General features: G+C 46.3%; 15 protein-coding genes. 6 read left to right on the top strand and 9 right to left on the bottom strand.

Going from position 1 to position 16632, the window contains the following annotated elements; all coding sequences use genetic code 11:
- Window positions 1-150 precede the first annotated feature (150 nt).
- Entirely contained in the window at window positions 151-1329 is a 1179-nt protein-coding gene (locus ACFPFU_RS08830; RefSeq protein WP_377063590.1) for a BamA/TamA family outer membrane protein, read from the top strand.
- Window positions 1330-1391: 62 nt separating this feature from the next.
- A complete protein-coding gene (locus tag ACFPFU_RS08835; RefSeq protein WP_377063592.1) occupies window positions 1392-1967 on the top strand; it encodes a Crp/Fnr family transcriptional regulator in 576 nt (191 codons plus the stop codon).
- 17 nt (window positions 1968-1984) lie between these two features.
- On the opposite strand, the gene ACFPFU_RS08840 is transcribed toward ACFPFU_RS08835, so the two are convergent.
- From ACFPFU_RS08840 to ACFPFU_RS08865, 6 genes are all read right to left on the bottom strand, one after another.
- Window positions 1985-2746 (bottom strand): LytR/AlgR family response regulator transcription factor, encoded by a 762-nt coding sequence (locus ACFPFU_RS08840; protein WP_377063594.1) that lies wholly within the window; start codon window positions 2744-2746, stop codon window positions 1985-1987.
- Window positions 2743-3615: a sensor histidine kinase gene (locus ACFPFU_RS08845; RefSeq protein ID WP_377063596.1), complete on the bottom strand. Its 873-nt coding sequence runs from the start codon at window positions 3613-3615 to the stop codon at window positions 2743-2745. Before ACFPFU_RS08845 ends, ACFPFU_RS08840 begins: the two co-directional genes overlap by 4 nt.
- Window positions 3616-3914: 299 nt before the next feature.
- Window positions 3915-4577, bottom strand: a complete 663-nt coding sequence (locus tag ACFPFU_RS08850) for a hypothetical protein (RefSeq protein WP_377063598.1) — start codon at window positions 4575-4577, stop codon at window positions 3915-3917.
- Window positions 4578-4589: 12 nt separating this feature from the next.
- Window positions 4590-6737: a TonB-dependent receptor gene (locus ACFPFU_RS08855; protein ID WP_377063600.1), complete on the bottom strand. Its 2148-nt coding sequence runs from the start codon at window positions 6735-6737 to the stop codon at window positions 4590-4592.
- A 110-nt stretch (window positions 6738-6847) separates the two neighbouring features.
- The gene (locus ACFPFU_RS08860; protein ID WP_377063602.1) at window positions 6848-7876 is read right to left on the bottom strand and encodes a serine hydrolase domain-containing protein; all 1029 of its coding nucleotides are present in this window, start codon (window positions 7874-7876) and stop codon (window positions 6848-6850) included.
- Window positions 7877-8037: 161 nt separating this feature from the next.
- Window positions 8038-8409 (bottom strand): SpoIIAA family protein, encoded by a 372-nt coding sequence (locus ACFPFU_RS08865; RefSeq protein WP_377063604.1) that lies wholly within the window; start codon window positions 8407-8409, stop codon window positions 8038-8040.
- 199 nt (window positions 8410-8608) lie between these two features.
- Between ACFPFU_RS08865 and ACFPFU_RS08870 the strand changes: the two genes are divergently transcribed.
- The 4 genes from ACFPFU_RS08870 to ACFPFU_RS08885 all read left to right on the top strand — a co-directional run bounded on the left by ACFPFU_RS08870 (window position 8609) and on the right by ACFPFU_RS08885 (window position 12252).
- Complete coding sequence (locus ACFPFU_RS08870) at window positions 8609-9049, top strand: SRPBCC family protein (RefSeq protein ID WP_377063606.1); 441 nt, start codon at window positions 8609-8611, stop codon at window positions 9047-9049.
- 138 nt (window positions 9050-9187) lie between these two features.
- Entirely contained in the window at window positions 9188-10423 is a 1236-nt protein-coding gene (locus ACFPFU_RS08875; protein WP_377063608.1) for a Tm-1-like ATP-binding domain-containing protein, read from the top strand.
- A gap of 96 nt (window positions 10424-10519) precedes the next feature.
- Window positions 10520-11386 carry a phosphoenolpyruvate hydrolase family protein gene (locus ACFPFU_RS08880; protein ID WP_377063610.1) on the top strand — a complete coding sequence of 289 codons (867 nt, stop codon included), beginning with the start codon at window positions 10520-10522 and terminating at the stop codon, window positions 11384-11386.
- Window positions 11387-11502: 116 nt separating this feature from the next.
- Entirely contained in the window at window positions 11503-12252 is a 750-nt protein-coding gene (locus ACFPFU_RS08885) for an AAC(3) family N-acetyltransferase (protein WP_377063612.1), read from the top strand.
- A 60-nt stretch (window positions 12253-12312) separates the two neighbouring features.
- Here ACFPFU_RS08885 and ACFPFU_RS08890 read toward each other — a convergent pair whose 3' ends face one another.
- The 3 genes from ACFPFU_RS08890 to ACFPFU_RS08900 form a co-directional block, all read right to left on the bottom strand.
- Window positions 12313-13323 (bottom strand): DUF3667 domain-containing protein, encoded by a 1011-nt coding sequence (locus ACFPFU_RS08890; protein ID WP_377063614.1) that lies wholly within the window; start codon window positions 13321-13323, stop codon window positions 12313-12315.
- 198 nt (window positions 13324-13521) lie between these two features.
- On the bottom strand, window positions 13522-14925 hold the full coding sequence (locus ACFPFU_RS08895; protein ID WP_377063616.1) for an aldehyde dehydrogenase family protein: 1404 nt from the start codon (window positions 14923-14925) through the stop codon (window positions 13522-13524).
- Entirely contained in the window at window positions 14922-16562 is a 1641-nt protein-coding gene (locus tag ACFPFU_RS08900) for an acetolactate synthase large subunit (RefSeq protein WP_377063618.1), read from the bottom strand. Before ACFPFU_RS08900 ends, ACFPFU_RS08895 begins: the two co-directional genes overlap by 4 nt.
- Between the last annotated feature and the right edge of the window lie 70 nt (window positions 16563-16632).

A 16632-nucleotide genomic window follows, 5' to 3' on the forward strand; every position in this document is an offset into this window, starting at 1 on the left:
ATGAAGGGAACTTTAATCTTATGGATAATTGTAATTATATAAACTGTTCTTGGGTTTTTAGAGAATTGAGATATATTTACTTCTTTGTCACCACCGGCGTATTGCCTACCGATGAAAATGCAAAACCCTTTCCTATACCTTTTTGTTTGTATGCTGACAGGCAGTCTTGGTGTGGCCATATCAGCCAACGGCCAAGGGGAGGAAGAGACGATAGAAAAAAATGTCTCTGTATTCCCTATGCCGGTCATATCGGCAAATCCTACGGCGGGGTGGATTTTAGGCTTGTCCCCCTCTTTTAATTGGAGAAACGGACTTCCTGAAACCACCATGATGTCAACGGCCTTGGCCATGGCTTTGTTTACTACAGAGAACCAGTTTTTTTCATCTATCCGGTCCAACGCGTTCCTAAAAGATGATGCCTGGGCCTTGTTAGCAGATATCCGTTTTAGCGTTAACAATCAACCCACTTTTGGGCTTGGATCCGGAGTTGCACCGGCTACGGTACCGGGAACACCATCTGTCTCAGGGAATGACCCCATCGAGGAGCGGATATATTTCAACCAGTATAGGTTCTATGGTACTGCTTTGAAAAAGGTCCAGGGAACGAGGTTCTTTTATGGCTTGGGATATTTGTTTGACCGTATGTATGATATTCATGATGAATCGTTGGATCTGGGATCCCATCCCATCGGCAACACCTTCCACCATGACTACCAAAACCAAAAAGGCTTTCCCACAGACGCGTATACCCAATCAGGGGTGTCATTCAATGCCGTCTTGGATAGCCGCGATAATGTGGCCAATGCCTATAAAGGCCAATTTGCCTGGTTTTCCTACCGGGCAATGCCCCGGTTTCTGGGAAGCACCACCAACAGTGGGCAGTTGTGGACAGAATACAGGAAGTACATTTCTTTAAATCCGGAAAGGCCTAGACATGTATTGGCATTTTGGACATTCGGATGGTTTGTGGCTGCTGGCGAGGTACCTTATATGTTTTTGCCGGCTCTGGGATGGGACATGTTTAACCGGTCTGGAAGACCTTATACCTTTGGAAGGTTTAGGGGAGAAGATTTGGTGTATGGAGAGATGGAATGGCGCTTTCCCCTTCAGAGACACAAAGATTTTATCGGAGGTGTCCTATTTGTGAATGCGACCAGCGCCAGTAGCAGGACAAGGGATGTAGGTCTTTTTAACCATATACATTTGGGCTATGGACTGGGACTCCGCTTCAAGGTACTTCCCGCTAAAAGGCTGAATGTGGGGGTGGATTATGGATGGGGGGCTTATGGTGCATCGGGATATTTCATCAATATATTCGAAACCTTTTAATCTTCCCCTCCGTGTTCATAACACCGGCAGTGCATCAGTCCTTTTTACCCCGGATCAATTTTATGTTTGAACTGTTACATCAAACCATTATGCCTCATGTTAGTCTCTCTCAGGGAGAAAGAAAGATACTGGAAGAGGCTTTCGTGTTCAGACAAGTACCTAAAAAGTTCAAATTGGCGGAGGAAGGTAAGGTGGCAAAAGAACTGTATTTTATAAACAAAGGACTGCTCAGACTTTTTTATTCAAAAGAGGGGGACGAAATTACAGCCTTTATTTTTCAAGAAGGTTTATTTGCGGCCAGCTATGATTCCTTTCTCAGCGAAAACCCAAGTATTCAATCTTTGGAGACGTTGGAGGATTGCGAATTGCTGGTGGTGGCCAAAGAAGAGATGGAGGAGTTGTACCGTCGGCTTCCTGCCATGAATACGATTACCCGAAAAATCGCAGAGCAGCGGTTCATCAACGCCCAGAGGCTTCTTTCTTCATTCATTTTGGAAACTCCGGAAGAACGTTACCGAAAATTCGAGACCGATCACAAAGACTTGTTGCAGCGGGTACCCCAGCATTATATAGCCTCTTTTTTGGGGATTACCCCGGTAAGTCTGAGCAGGATACGCAAGAGACTACAAAAAAAATGATTTGAGATCCTTTGTTTCTACTGACCCAGCCATTCTTTCAGGTCGCCTGTCTTTTCCCTGCTTACCAAAATGTCGTTATCCCCGCTTCCCAGAAGTTTTATCTTTAACCTGCTGTTGGAATAGGCATAGATTTCGGCAATGGATCCAAATGAGGCAATGTATTGACGGTTGAGCCGGAAAAACTGCTTTGGGTCCAGCATGCTTTCCAGCTGATCCAGCGTAAAATCAAGCACATATTTCCTCTTATCACGGGTTTGCATAAAAGTTATCTTTTCCGCACTGAAAAAAAAGGCAATGTCCTCTACCGGTACACTTTGTATCTTTTCCCCGAATTTTACCAGAAACCTCCGTTTATATTGGGCGGTTAAGCTTCGCAATACCTCCTGTAGGTGATCATAGTTGGGAAGGATTAGACGGTTTTTGAATTTTAGGATGGCGTGTTCCAATTCTCCGGCGTCAATGGGTTTAAGCAAATAATCCACGGAGTTGAGCTTAAATGCGCGGATGGCAAATTGGTCGTAAGCAGTGGTAAAGATAAGAGGGGATTTGATACTGATGTTTTCGAATATTTCAAAACTTTGGCCATCGGCCAACTCAATGTCACAGAAGATCAGGTCGGGAGCTGCATGGCCTTTCAGCCATTTGAGTGTTGAGGAGATGCTTTCCAAATGGCTGAAAATCAGGGCCCCGGGAAGTAGCCTGGAAACCATTTGCCTTAGTCTCTCGGCCGCGTGGCGCTCATCTTCTATAATCAATAGGGTGAGTTGGTCGTCGGTCATAGAAGTGGTTGGATTTTTGAAAAAACATCTGTTTTCAATAAAGGCAATTCCACCAAAAAGATATCGGTGGATTCCCGGATTGAGGGAGAGACACTGCTAATCAAGGCATATCTTTTGGTAATGTTGTTGAGCCCTATCCCGTTTTTTTCTTTTTTCCCCGTTTTCTTTCGTTGGAGATTGTTGCTGATCACCAGGTTTTGACCCTTTATACTGATGGTGATCAGCAAAGGGTTTTCCGTGCTGGCCACGTTGTGTTTGAATGCATTTTCCAACAACAGTTGCAGCGACAAGGGCGGTAAATAGAGGTTTCCGGAATGAGGCACAGCTATATGATAATCCATGGCAGTCCCCAACCGGATTTTTTGCAGGCACAGGTAGCTTTTGGCAAATTCCAACTCCCGGTCCAGGCTCACCAGTTCTTCCCCCTGTATGTCCAGCACATAGCGATAGATCCTGGACAACTGCTGAATAAATTCGACTGATTTGTCGGCATTTTCATAAACAAGGTGTGACAACACATTGAGTGAATTGAACAGGAAATGGGGGTTTAACTGATCTTTGAGTGACTGGTAGCGACTGGCGAGGTTTTCCGATTTGAGCTGTTCCGCTTCAATGGCCGCGTTGCGCCATTCGAACAGCCAGGACCGGGCGGTGAAGAATGCCATGAAGCTCAATCCCAGTGTCACCGGTAATTGGGTATGTTCTAGCAGAAGCGCCCAGGGGATCGCATCTAATGAAAAATTGCCCTGTACATAGACAAAGATGAAAATAATGATGAAACTCGCCACAGCGCAATAAGTGCCATAAACGAGGATTGTTACGGCCAAGCGTTTGATGGGAAACCTGACCCAGGGTATTCTTTTATCCAAAAAACAACTGGTGAGATATCCGCCGAAACTCAAAGGCGTTGATATGAGAAAGGAATAGATAAAACTCGGGAAAATGTCAGTTATCCCTTCCCAAGACAAAAAACACCTGGGACAAAAAAACAACATCAATAAAAAAGCTATCCCGGCATTAAGTAACAGGAAATGAGGTGCCGACCGCCAAATGCTGTCTTTGTCTATGTCTGATGGGATAGGTCTCGCTCTCATTTTATTTACCGCTGGAAAAGGATTAAATTATACATATTCACCGGATAATCAAACAGAAGGGCTTGCTTTTAACATCATGGAGCGTTTTCACAAGCTCCTACCAACTGTTCTATCATTTCTTTCCCCCAACGGGGCTCCAACATATTGTTTCTATTTTTTGCCTTCTCCTGGTTAAATAGTTCCGAACTTGTTTTTGCCAGCTTACAGGCTTTTTCCGTGCTTTGACCAAAGAACTGTGAGGTGCCGTATTCCATCTGGGCCAACAGGATAAGTGCCCTGGGATTATTGGGGTTCAGTGCTGCTGCTTTTTCAAGTGTTTGTAAAGTGATGGCTCCCATATCTGCCCCTCTTGATTGGGGATCAGCGCTTAATTCTCCCATCAGGACAAATCCCTTTAACGCCATGATTTCCGAATTTCCGGATGACAGTCCGGCTGCTCTGTCCACCAGCCTTTTTGCCTCTGCAAAATACTTGTCTTTTGCTTCCAACCCCCCGTTGGTCATGAAGCCCATGTAGGTATATGCCAGGCTGCTGTAATACAAGGGGTGCCATTCGTTGGGATGAATGCCCTGAATGCGGGCAAATGCATTGGCGCAGCGCTGCAGGTCTTCTATGGTGGCCGCCTTTTCCAGCCGTGCTATTTCTGAGGACATGGCCTGGATATAGGTTTCATTGGAAGCTTTGATGACCAGTGAAATCAAGATCAATAAAAGGATGAGGATAAGGTACTTTTTCATGGCTATATACATTTAAAGGTTATTTAATTGATTGGCTGATTTGTCTTTGGAAAGGGTGAGGAAAATACCTAAGAACAAAAAGCGGGGGGCTTGGAGTCCGACCGGAATGTTTTCGTATTTTCCGGAGGCATTTTTTTCGGCAGCAAACTGGTATCCGAATATATTTTCCCGTCCCAGCACATTGTTGCTGGCCAGGTGGATGATCAGACTGGGCTTGACAAGGTAGCTCCAGGAGAGACTGAGGTCTTGAAAACCCCTTGTCTTTGCATTCATCTCTCCGGGATGATTGGGATCTGTATAAGGGTAACCATCATTGATGATGAAAGAGGCACTGAGCTGGGATCGGAGCATGTTGACAAAATGCTTGATCACAACGGAGCCATTATGTCGTGGCGCAAAACCCGGCTGGACTTTTTCGGAATATCCCGCAAATTTTCTCCGGCTGTCTATAAAGCTGTAGGTAATCCAGAAGTCCGTGTTTTTGAAGGTTTTCCGGTCGCGGTAAAAGAAGTCGAATCCCCGTGCCTGCCCCTCTCCATCCTGGCCGATGTGGGTATAGAAAAATGGCTGACCTCGGAATGTTAGTAATTTGTAATAGTTTTTGTAAAAAGCCTCAGCTCTGAATGTTATCCCGTTTTTATCCAATAAATAATTGACAATAAGGTGGTTGGATTGTGAATTTTGAAGTTGGGGTTGTAGTATCCGGAACTCCGGTTCCGGTGATTGGCTGAATTTGCCGGCCGCCAGCGAGAGCTGGCCCTGGTGCCCAAACCTGTATGCCAGCGAGGCTCTCGGGTCAAGCCAGGCTTGTCCGGCTTGACTGCTGTATCCTGACCGCAGTCCCCCCCGGAATATCCATTGCTTGCTGATATAATAATCGGCCTCGGTAAAAAAGTTGCTATGATGATCGATCAGTTTGCCTTGTAAGCGTTCTGAAATGAAATTCTGTCGAAGGCTGAAAAGGTAATGTTCTAATCCTGATTTGAGAGAGAAGCTGTCCGAGAGGCCTTTAACACCCACCACTTTCACATGTCCAACCTGGTTAATATGGTGTACGTCTTGCTGATCCAAACCCAGTTTGTCCACGTTACGCGAGTATGAAATGCCGCCATACAGGTCCCATTCCTTGGAAAAAGCCTGTTTGAAAGTTGATTGGGCAAATGTATAGTTGTTCTGAAGCCGGATCAAGGCTCCTCTTTCCTGTACCCCCGGGGAGGGTTGCCAGATTTGCATGCCACTGGATTCTTTGCGCAAATAGGCCTTGATCATCCCGCTCTTGCCCCAGCGTTGTTTTGCGGCCACTTCGGCGTCCCAGCCGCTTGGAGCCCTCTCCCAATCAAAATTTTGCCGGACAAGGGCCTGATAGGGAGAGAGGTCAAAATAATTGGAAGTCGCTGTAATGCTGTTTTTCTCACCGACCAGGGTTTGGGTAAACCCACCGCCTACCGACATAAGACTGATGTCTCCCTGGTTGCGCAGGGGAATGTCGCTGGTGGACAAGGACAGCGCTGAAGAAAGGGCATGTCCGTACTCCACGGAATAACCTCCTGTGCTGAAAAAAGAGCCTTTGAAAAGGTTTGGGTTGAAACGGGTGCGTGTGGGCACGTTGGCGGCAGTGGTACCGAAAGCATTGCCCACTTTCATACCGTCGATGAAAATGGCTGTTTCGCTGGCATCACCGCCGCGGACGAACAGCCGGCCGTCATTTCCCACGGCCGCGGTACCCGGTAGGGTTTGAAATGCCCCGGCGATGTCTCCCATGGCACCCGGTACCGTGACAATGTCAATAGGACGCAATACCACGGCCTTTTTCTCGTCTGAAGCTCCCATGGCGCCGGCGGAAATGGCGACGGCATTCATCTCACCGATCGCTTCTTTCAGGACCACATTGATGTCATAACTGCTTCCGGACAATGTAACGGGGATTTCACGAGACCTGTAGCCCATGGATTGGAATACCAGTATATGTTGTCCGTTCAGTTCGGTTTGCAGAACGTAACTGCCATCTGTTTCCGAAGAAGTGCCCTCATAGGTGCCTTGAAGGTAAATGTTGGCCCCTGGCACGGGATTTCCATCCGGGCCTTGGACAACACCCTTAACGGTGGTTTGCGCCCAAACCTGGATATGGAAAATCAGGAAGAATGAGGTGAGGAGCTTCATGAGTTTGGCCTTTGTTTCAAAATTCAGCAGAAAGACCTGGGCATGAAATTAAACCTGACCGAACCGTAGTTTTTTAAGGATGGAGTGTGGACATAAGTGGACCAATTGGGTCAGCATTTGTCAATTATTTTCATCATTGTTCTGAATACCAGGCTGGGGTTGGCAGTTTGGTTAACGGTACCGGTGATATAAATCGATTTTTCCGGAACATAAAAGGCGATTGAGCCTACTGATCCGCAATGCCCGATGATTTTGGGTACCGCTTTGAAGGGCGACAATATCCTGGGGATATAAAACCGCTGTAGCCCTATTCCATATTTAAATGGGAAGAAAACATTGTTCCATACCTCAAGCTCAGCGAGTTGCTCCTTTGCGTAAAACTTTCCTGAAAAATAAGCTTCAAGAAAGCGTCGAAGGTCTTTGGCTGAACTGGCTACATCATGATGGGTCGAACCAAAGTATTTGTCAAGTGGAACGGTATTTTGTTTATTGTACACGGGCATATAAGACGTCCCCGATTTTGAAGGCAATACCTCTGTGTCCTGCATGTCCAGTTCCCGGAACATCTCCGTATAAAGTTCGTCTATGGGTTTTCCCTGTATTTGTTGTAAAATTTCGTCGAGCAACCTAAAGTTGGTTTCTCCATAGCTGGCCTTACCCGGGGTTCCGGGAGCAAATTTGGGTTTCATTTTTTTGACCTCCGATACCACTTTGCCGACGGGCCAGGCCTGGTCTTCTCCCCGAAGGATAAAATCCATGTTCTTTTTGCCATCCGGTCTTTTATCTATCAAATAGCATGGCAATCCGGAAGTATGGGACAAGAGGTGTTGAACGGTTATCTCACCCGAAAAGTCCCTTCCATTGATGGTGACCAGGTCTTTCCAAAAGATTTGCGGCAGGTATTGAGTGATTTTATTGGACAGCTGAAGTCTGTTTTCCGTCACTAACCGGAGTGTCAGGGCGGATGTGAAGAGCTTGTTGATGCTGGCAATATAAAACCTGCTGTCAGGTTTCAAGTTACCACAGGCAGACGTAGAATCGATTTGTCTTTCCCGGGAATAAAGATGAAATACCGCGCCGTGGATCAGCTTGTTTTTGCAGACGTTGCCGGTAATAGATTCAAGAATGGTGGTGGTCATGTATAAATGGTGATCAAGTGCCTTGTCAGGACTTAAAATTACAAAATTTCCTTGATCTCCAAACAGCATATGGTTTCGCGGCAAGACAAACGAAAAAAGCTTCCGAAAATAAGTTGTCTCCGGAAGCTTTTGCCTGTATAAAAACGAATCAGGTTGATTTTTTAATCTACCACCCACTTTTTTGCTTCCGGGCTTTTTTCAAACGCGAAAGATTTAAGCTCTATTCCGGGAACAAATGTATAGGAGATTTCAGCCAATTTCTGTACCCAATTTTTATCGGTGACCAACGCCACCTTGTCTACTTTTTCGGTTATCTCCTTCATGTTTTCCAGCCCGAATTTGAGATCTTGCCAGACGGCTTTGGGCTCTACACCGTCGATGCTGTGTAATTCCATATAGATATTGAACTTATCCCGTCTTTTCATTTCAGGTAAGAATTCAGAAAGCGATTGATAAAAGGCCTTTTCATCAAATTTCCCATCCCATTTGTAGGCAGTGACATGATCATTTTGAAAATCGATTTTGCTTAACATAGTAATAAAATTTTAGTGGTTAAATATTTTGAGAACGAGGTTAACCATCAATTCAATAATCATGCAAAGCATACTATATGAATTGATAAATTAAATGAAAAGGATGGGGGAAATCTTGGTTGTCCAGCTTCTTTCTTTACAATTGTTAATGTTCCTTTTCACTATACGGTTTTATGTTTGTTATAAAAAATTGCCTATTATGAAAATTAGAACAGAAATCATCATCAATGCCTCTAAGGAAAAAGTCTGGGAGATATTGACAGACCTTGAAAGTTATCCTCAATGGAATCCCTTCATCATAAAAAGTGAAGGAAAGGTGGTTCAGGGAACCCGCCTGAAGAATACCTTGAAAAACGGTGAAGGCTCCATGGTTTTTAGACCCCGCGTGTTACAGGTAGATCCCAACCGGTATTTTGAGTGGCTGGGCAGTTTGTGGTTCAAGGGGCTTTTTGATGGACACCATTATTTTGAAATCCAGCCTGTTAAAGACAACCAGGTAAAACTGATCCATGGAGAAAACTTTTCGGGTATACTCAAGGGGCCTATCCTCAAAAAAATCGGGCATCAGACCCGAGAGAACTTCGTCAAAATGAACATCGCCCTGAAGGATTTGGCGGAAAGGGCTGATATCGAGGTTTAGATAGCACCCAGCGGCCGGTTTTTGTCATCCGGGCTGGCTTGTAACTTAGCTTCCATTGATAAAATATTGTAGTTGCCTTTGTTGGGGGAACACAAAGTTTCGTAGATTGGGGATTTAAGTTACCAGACAACACTGACCATGTCCAACGAAAAACCGGCCATACTGATCATCGGATGTTTTGATACCAAAGGAGAGGTTTTTGCACATCTTAGGAATGAGATATTAAAAAAAGGGGACAGGATTCTGATGGTCAACGCGGGAGTTTTGGGATCCACCACATTATTTCCGGTTGATGTGGAAGCAGATTTGCTGGCAAAAAAGGGCGGAACGTCCCTTCAGGATTTGAGAAACAAGAATGACCGGGCCCTGGCACTCAGCGTTATGGCGGATGGTGCGGCGGTTTTGCTGCATGAATTGTACCGGAAAGGAAGCATCAAAGCCGCCATCGGAATGGGAGGCGGGGGCGGAACCTATCTTGCTTTAACCGCCATGCAAAATCTACCCTTAGGTTTTCCCAAGCTTTGTGTGTCCACTTTGGCTACCCGTGATGTATCCGGTTTGGTTGGAATGAAGGACATTGTATTGATGCCTTCCGTAGTAGATGTTGCAGGAATGAACAGCATCATCCAGCCCATCATTGACCAAGCTGCAGCGGCCATTACCGCCATGGCCGGTACCGAGTCCATTTCCAAATCCCCCAAAAAAGGAAGTATCGCCATCAGCATGTTTGGCAACACCACGGCTTGTGTAAACCGCTGCACGGAGCTGCTCCAGAATAAGGGTTATGAAGTGATGGCTTTTCATGCCAACGGTGTGGGGGGCAAGGCCATGGAGGCCCTCGTGTTGGAAGGCTGTTTTGACGCGGTTTTGGACCTGACCACCACGGAATTGGCGGATGAACTTTGTGGGGGAATATTGACAGCCGGGCCCAGACGTTTGGAGGCAGCAGTTGCCATGAGATTACCATTGGTGGTGGCTCCCGGCTGTCTGGATATGGTTAATTTTGGCACTCCGGATTCCGTGCCAAAAGGGTATAAGTCCAGACATCTGTACAGCTGGGCGCCGGATGTGACCCTTATGCGGACCAATGAAGAGGAAAACAGGCAATTGGGTCAAATAATAGCGGACAAACTCAATCAGGCTATTGCGCCGGTAAAACTCCTTTGGCCCCATAAAGGTTTTTCGCAATTGGATGCACCAGGAGGAAGATTTTACCGGCCGGATGTCAATGATGCCCTGTTGGTTTCATTAAAAAACCACCTGAGAAAAGATATCCCCGTGGAGCAATTGGATGTCAATATCAATGAGCCCCCTTTTGCTGATGCGGCTGTGACAGCGCTCTTGTATCTGTTGAAAAAAATAGGGCAGGAGTAGGCTGCACTGCTAACCGGATCCCGTTTTTTCTTGAATACCTATTCTTTATAAGGTATCTTGCTTTTTTTATTTTAAAATCTAAATTCAGAACACATTATGCCAAATCCATGGACAGGAAAAGGCAATCCTTATAGCCGCCAGGAGGTGAGGGATCGTCTAAGAAATACTTTGCAGAACAGGAAAGCCATCATAGCAGCAGGTGCCGGCACGGGCATCAGTGCAAAATTTATAGAAAAAGGCGGCGCCGATCTGATCATCATCTATAATTCCGGCCGTTTCAGGATGTCAGGACATGGTTCCACGGCGGGCCTTATGGCCTATGGCGATGCCAATGCCGTAGCCATGGAGATAGGTGAATTTGAAGTGTTGCCGGTGGTGGAGGAAGTTCCCGTGATATGCGGGGTGCATGGATCCGATCCGAGAAGAAGGATATGGCACCACCTTCTCAAGGTAAAGGACATGGGTTTTTCGGGGATCAACAACTTCCCCACCCATTCGATTGTAGACGGCAATTTCAGGCAGATTCTGGAGGAAACGGGTATGGGCTTCGAAAAGGAGGTGGAAATGATCAGGATTGCCAATAAAATGGATCTGTTTTCCATCGTTTATGTGGCCAAACCGGAAGAGGCGATGCAAATGGCTGAAGCGGGGGCGGATGCCATCATTTCCCATGTGGGCACTACGGTGGGCGGGTCCGTAGGGGTAAAAGGAGCGACCTGCACCATGGAAGAGGCCATTGAGCGCACCCAGGACATCATTGATGCTTGTAAGGACATCAATCCGGACCTGTTTTTCCTGGCCCACGGCGGACCTATCAACACCCCCGATGATGTCCGGGAAGTTCTCAGGCATACGCCGGCGCATGGATTTGTGGGTGCATCCTCCCTGGAAAGGATGGGGGTGGAGCAATCCCTGACTGACCTGACAAAAGCATTTAAAAGCATTGGGGTAGGAGGGGCCTGAGTTGCTCGCAAATACCCTTGGCTAACACAGACTTTTGTCTTTAAAGAAATAGCCTAAGGCCATTCATAAAAATTGGGGGTTTTGATGTATCGTTTTTTTGATAAAGTAATGATGTAATGAATCCAACAGTCAGCAAGATAAAGGAGGACATTCGAAAGCTTGGTATCAGCGAGGGGGACAGTCTTTTGGTCCATGCCTCTCTCAACGCTGTGGGGAGATTCCAAAACCGGACAGAAGTTTTGATCGACGCTTTTTTGGAAGTGTTGGGTCCGGACGGGACATTGCTGATGCCCGCTTTATCTTATAAGACAGTCACCAGGGAAAATCCTGTTTTTGATGTACGGCAAACTCCTTCATGTGTAGGGGCTTTGACGGAATATTTCAGGACCATGCCAGGGGTGGAGAGAAGTATCCACCCCACCCATTCCGTGAGTGCTATTGGAAGGCGGGCAGGCTGGTTTGTTGAAGACCATCTGGAAGATGATACCCCTTGTGGCTCCCATTCGCCCTTTGCCAAACTGAAGGAGGTAAATGGCCGGGTCATGTTTTTGGGTTGTGGTCCAAAGCCCAACACCTCTATGCATGCCATCGAAGAGTTGGTGGTTCCCCCGTATCTGTTTGGGGATCCGGTGGTTTACACCTTGCACCTTGCGGATGGGAAAACCATAGACAAAGCATATATCCGGCACGGATTCCAAGGTTACGAGCAACGATATGATCGGTTGTTGGATGTTTTGGACAAGCAGGATTATAGATGTGGCAAGGTATTGGAAGCAGACACGATAACGGTCGACAGTGTTTCCATGTGGGATAAGGCAGAAAAAAAATTATCACAGGATCCGTTGTATTTCGTGGACAAAGTTTGAACAGGAAATTGGAAGTACAGCTTATTTTAGGGATTCGCCTCTTGGAATCCTTTATATTTTCTATAGTAATAACAGGGAGATATATAGTTCAGTTACCACTCCGAATGTAAGGATGAAGACATAAAAGAACCCCAGCAGTAAAAATTTAAAGAGGGTTTTGAACCAATGTTGACGATGAATGTTCCAAACGGAGATGTAAGCGTAAATGGTTACGATAAGAAAGCTGTATTTGAACCCATAGGAGGCTGCCTCCATATTAGAAACGAGATAAATAAGTATCGCCACCCCATATATGGTATAGGCAAACGCATGTAAATGCAGCCCATGAACGAGGTGTTCGATGTAGTAGTGCCCGGTGCGTGAGAACAAAAGTTTTAGCAACAGCGCAAAAAAAGGCAGCAAGGCAAACATCATAAGGGGCAGGTTTTTGGCAGACTGGGCTATAAACATATTGGAGTTGGCTACAAAATTTCGTTTTTTCTCCATACTCAAGTTTAAGCCAATGGAAAAGTTGCTTTGTTCCAGTGCTTTGCCAAACTCCTCCGAACTGACTGTCCTATCGAGGGCCAGGTATTTGAGCTCTTTCCATGTATGTCTTCTTTCAAGAGTGTCCCGCAAATGAGGGAGAACGTCAGTTCCGTTGTTTTTGGTATAAGGCGCTGCCGATTTACTCAGGACGGATCCGATTTCTTCCTGCTCATCCGCTGGCAGGTCTTCTATTTTTTGGATCGTTTCGGTTTCAAAACTGGAAAAATCCTGGCTGAAAACATCGTCCAAAAAGTTTTTGGGAATAACGAGTCCGATGATAAAGAAGTAAAAAAGAGAGAAGATCAGGTACAGCCGGATGGGGTGGGTGTATTTTTGCCTTTTTCCTGCATTATAAGTCTTGGTCAGATTTCCAGGCTTGAAGAAGAAAGGGGTAAGTGTTTTGAAGAACTTGCCGTCAAAGCTCAGAGAATTGGAAATAAAATCACTTATAAATACCCTTATCGGTACTTTTTGATCATTATTTTCCTGTCCACACTCGGGGCAATAGTTTTCTTCTTGGTGGAGAACTTTTCCACAATTCAAACAATGATCTAATTTTCTGCTCTGTTTCACAGGAGATAGAATAGCCTACTAAAAATAATCAAGATATGTCAAAATAAGTTGAATTAACGCTATATAAAAAACCACAAAGATTTTTGTTGGAGCTTGGTGAGAGGGAATACAAAAAACCTTCCGGCAAGGGATTTCCTCGCCGGAAGGCAATCAGTTGGAAAGTGGATATTAAGGAAGCATTTTGCTTCTAAAGACCATGAGTTTCAAGCGTGTCATTTCATGCATGGAATAGGGTATGCCCCCCATCCCTTCTCCGGAAGCATCTCTTCCTCCAAATGGCATCCAGTCCACCCGGAAAGCCGTGTGGTCATTCACCATCACGGCTGTGGCATTGAGCTTGTCTACCGCTTCCAGAGCGATGTCTATGTTTTTGGTGAAAACAGCAGCCTGGAAATGGTAGTCCAGGCCATTGGCCAGTTCAATGGCATTTTCCCTATCAGAATAAGAATAGACGCAGACTACCGGTCCAAAGATTTCCAATTTGGAAACCCTGGCATCCTGAGGGGGATTGAATAAAACCGTGGGTTCAAAGCAGGTGTCACTGATCCTGTTTCCACCACACAACAGTTCCGCCCCGGCATCTACAGCCTCTGTGACCCATTTTTCTATCCGGTCTACTTCTCCTGTGCGGATAAGCGGCCCGACTTCCGTGGATTCATCGAGCGGATCACCCACTTTGAGCTGTTTGGCTGCTTCTGCCAAATCATGTGCCAGTTGGTAAGCCAGTTCCTCATGGGCAAAGACCTTTTGGACGGATACACATACCTGGCCGGCATGGTAAAAGCCGCCTTTTACCAGCAAGGGTAACATTTCATCCACGTCAGCATCTTTTTCCACGATTACAGGGGCGGTCCCCCCATGTTCCAGCGCACAGCGTGTTCCCGGGGCGAGTTTTGATTTGAGGTACCAGCCCACTTTTTCTGACCCTATAAAAGAAAGGTAGTTGACACGCTTGTCGGTCACAAGGGCTTCTGCCAGTTCATTGCTGCAAATGACTGATTGGACCCAGCCATCGGGGACCCCTGCTTCTCCCAATATATTCAACAGGGCGAGGCAGGAGAGCGGAGTGGCAGAGGCTGGCTTGACGATCACCGGACATCCGGCCGCAAAGGCTGTAATGGTTTGGTGAACAATCAGGTTCAGCGGATGGTTGAAAGCAGATATCGAAGCCACCACACCGATGGGTTCCCTGACCGTAAAAGCCAGACGGTTAGTGGAGGACTCGGTTATTCCCATGGGGATTTGTCCGCCTTTGAGTTGGGTAATTTCCTCGGTTGCAATTTTCACCCCGTTGATGGCCCTGAGGACTTCTATTTTAGAATCCTGATAAGGCTTTCCTCCTTCTCTGGCAGCCGTTTTGGTGAGTTCTTCCACCTTCCCTTCCATGATCTTCCTTACTTTTTCCAAGATGGCGATTCTTTTGTGAGCCGGGAGCCAACGTGAAGGGTCTTTGAACAGATTGTAGGCGGTTACCAATTTGGCTTCCAGTTCATCTTTACCGATCATGGGTAATTCTTTGATCAGACTTTGGTCATACGGTGAATGGATTTTCAATACTTTGGTATCACTCATAGCTTCGCGGTTTTTTCTTTTATCAAAACATTAAGGATAGGATGGTTCAAGGAATAATCCACTTGAAGGTCGATGACATGAACGCCCGGACTGTTCAGGGTTTTATCAAGGATATCCTGAAAATCCCTGTCACTTTCAGGGCGATAACCATGGGCGCCGTAGCTGTTGGCATACTGGATGAAATCAGGATTTTTGAAATCCAGACCAAAATTTTTAAAGCCCATGTCTTCCTGCTTCCATTTGATCATGCCGTATGCATTGTCATTCAGAATAATCACTACAAGATTCAGTCCCAATCTCACCGCGGTTTCCAATTCCTGGGAATTCATCATAAAACCTCCGTCACCGCAGACAGCCACTACCTTTTTATTGGGATAAAGTAGGTTTACCGTCATCGCAGAGGGGAGACCGGCTCCCATGGAAGCAAGGGCATTGTCCAACAGCAAGGTGTTGGGTTGGCGGCAGGTGTAATTCCTGGCAAACCAGATTTTATAGACACCGTTATCCAGCGTGATCACGTCGTTATCCCCCAGTTTTTCCCTGAGCAGATTGACCAACCTCTGTGGCAGCATGGGGAAACGCTCGTCTTTAAAGTATTTGGAAAGGTGCCCGGCGACCTCTTCTTTTACCTTTTTATAATAGGAGAAATCCCAGTTTTTTGCTTGGGTAATCTGTGAGGTGAGTTTCTTAACTGAACTGGTGATGTCTCCCACGACGTTGAGTTGAGGAAAATATACCGGATCGACTTCTGCCGGAGCGAAATTCACATGGATGACCTTTTTGCCGCCATGTTTCATAAAGAACGGAGGCTTTTCTATCACGTCATGCCCTACATTGATGATCAGATCTGATTCGTCGATGGCCGCGTGTAGAAAGTCGTTACTGGAAAGGGCAGCCGTACCCAGATACTGGGGGTGCCGTTCGTCAATCACCCCTTTTCCCATTTGGGTTGTAAAAAAATAAATGCCTGTTTCGTCCACAAATTCGGCGAGTGCCTGGCGGGTAACTTTTCGGTTGGCTCCTGCACCAATTAGAAGCAGCGGCATTTTGGCGTTCTCTATCATTTTCACAGCGGCATCAATGGCCCTGTCATCCGGCTTGGGAATGATATAATCCACCACTTCGAAAACGGTTTCTTCCCCTTCTTCCTGTGCGATGTCTTCAGGGAACTCCAGGTGCACGGCCCCGGGCCTTTCTTCCGAGGCCAAACGGAAAGCTTCTCTTATGTTGGAGGCAATGACATTGCTGTTCACGATTTGTTTTGTGTATTTGGTGATGGGCCGCATCATGTCTACCACATCGATGATCTGAAATCGTGCCTGTTTGCTTTTTTTGATAGGCTTTTGGCCCGTAATCATCATCATTGGCATAGCCCCTAACTGCGCGTAGGCGGCAGGTGTCACCAAGTTGGTGGCCCCGGGTCCCAAAGTGGCCAGGCAGACCCCGGGTTTTCCTGTTAACCGGCCATATGTGGCGGCCATAAATCCCGCACCTTGCTCATGTCTGGTAAGCACGAGTTTGATTTTAGAGCTACTCAGGGACTGGAGCAGGTCCAGGTTTTCTTCTCCGGGAACTCCGAAGATATATTCTACCCCTTCATTCTCCAGGGCTTTTATAAATAAATCAGAAGCTTTCATCAAATAAAAGATTTAGTTTTGAAATGTATAAGTGGATAATCATTAAACAAAGTTGTCCTGTATTGAAGAA

Origin of the sequence: Negadavirga shengliensis (assembly GCF_042652345.1) — a bacterium.
Taxonomy (GTDB): domain Bacteria; phylum Bacteroidota; class Bacteroidia; order Cytophagales; family Cyclobacteriaceae; genus Negadavirga; species Negadavirga shengliensis.

Excerpts from the sequence above, each read along its gene's own strand:
- ACFPFU_RS08830 (WP_377063590.1), top strand. The coding sequence starts at position 151 with ATGCTGACAGGCAGTCTTGGTGTGGCCATATCAGCCAACGGCCAAGGG.
- ACFPFU_RS08835 (WP_377063592.1), top strand. The coding sequence starts at position 1,392 with ATGTTTGAACTGTTACATCAAACCATTATGCCTCATGTTAGTCTCTCT.
- ACFPFU_RS08840 (WP_377063594.1), bottom strand. The coding sequence starts at position 2,746 with ATGACCGACGACCAACTCACCCTATTGATTATAGAAGATGAGCGCCAC.
- ACFPFU_RS08850 (WP_377063598.1), bottom strand. The coding sequence starts at position 4,577 with ATGAAAAAGTACCTTATCCTCATCCTTTTATTGATCTTGATTTCACTG.
- ACFPFU_RS08855 (WP_377063600.1), bottom strand. The coding sequence starts at position 6,737 with ATGAAGCTCCTCACCTCATTCTTCCTGATTTTCCATATCCAGGTTTGG.
- ACFPFU_RS08860 (WP_377063602.1), bottom strand. The coding sequence starts at position 7,876 with ATGACCACCACCATTCTTGAATCTATTACCGGCAACGTCTGCAAAAAC.
- ACFPFU_RS08865 (WP_377063604.1), bottom strand. The coding sequence starts at position 8,409 with ATGTTAAGCAAAATCGATTTTCAAAATGATCATGTCACTGCCTACAAA.
- ACFPFU_RS08870 (WP_377063606.1), top strand. The coding sequence starts at position 8,609 with ATGAAAATTAGAACAGAAATCATCATCAATGCCTCTAAGGAAAAAGTC.
- ACFPFU_RS08875 (WP_377063608.1), top strand. The coding sequence starts at position 9,188 with ATGTCCAACGAAAAACCGGCCATACTGATCATCGGATGTTTTGATACC.
- ACFPFU_RS08880 (WP_377063610.1), top strand. The coding sequence starts at position 10,520 with ATGCCAAATCCATGGACAGGAAAAGGCAATCCTTATAGCCGCCAGGAG.
- ACFPFU_RS08885 (WP_377063612.1), top strand. The coding sequence starts at position 11,503 with ATGAATCCAACAGTCAGCAAGATAAAGGAGGACATTCGAAAGCTTGGT.
- ACFPFU_RS08895 (WP_377063616.1), bottom strand. The coding sequence starts at position 14,925 with ATGAGTGATACCAAAGTATTGAAAATCCATTCACCGTATGACCAAAGT.
- ACFPFU_RS08900 (WP_377063618.1), bottom strand. The coding sequence starts at position 16,562 with ATGAAAGCTTCTGATTTATTTATAAAAGCCCTGGAGAATGAAGGGGTA.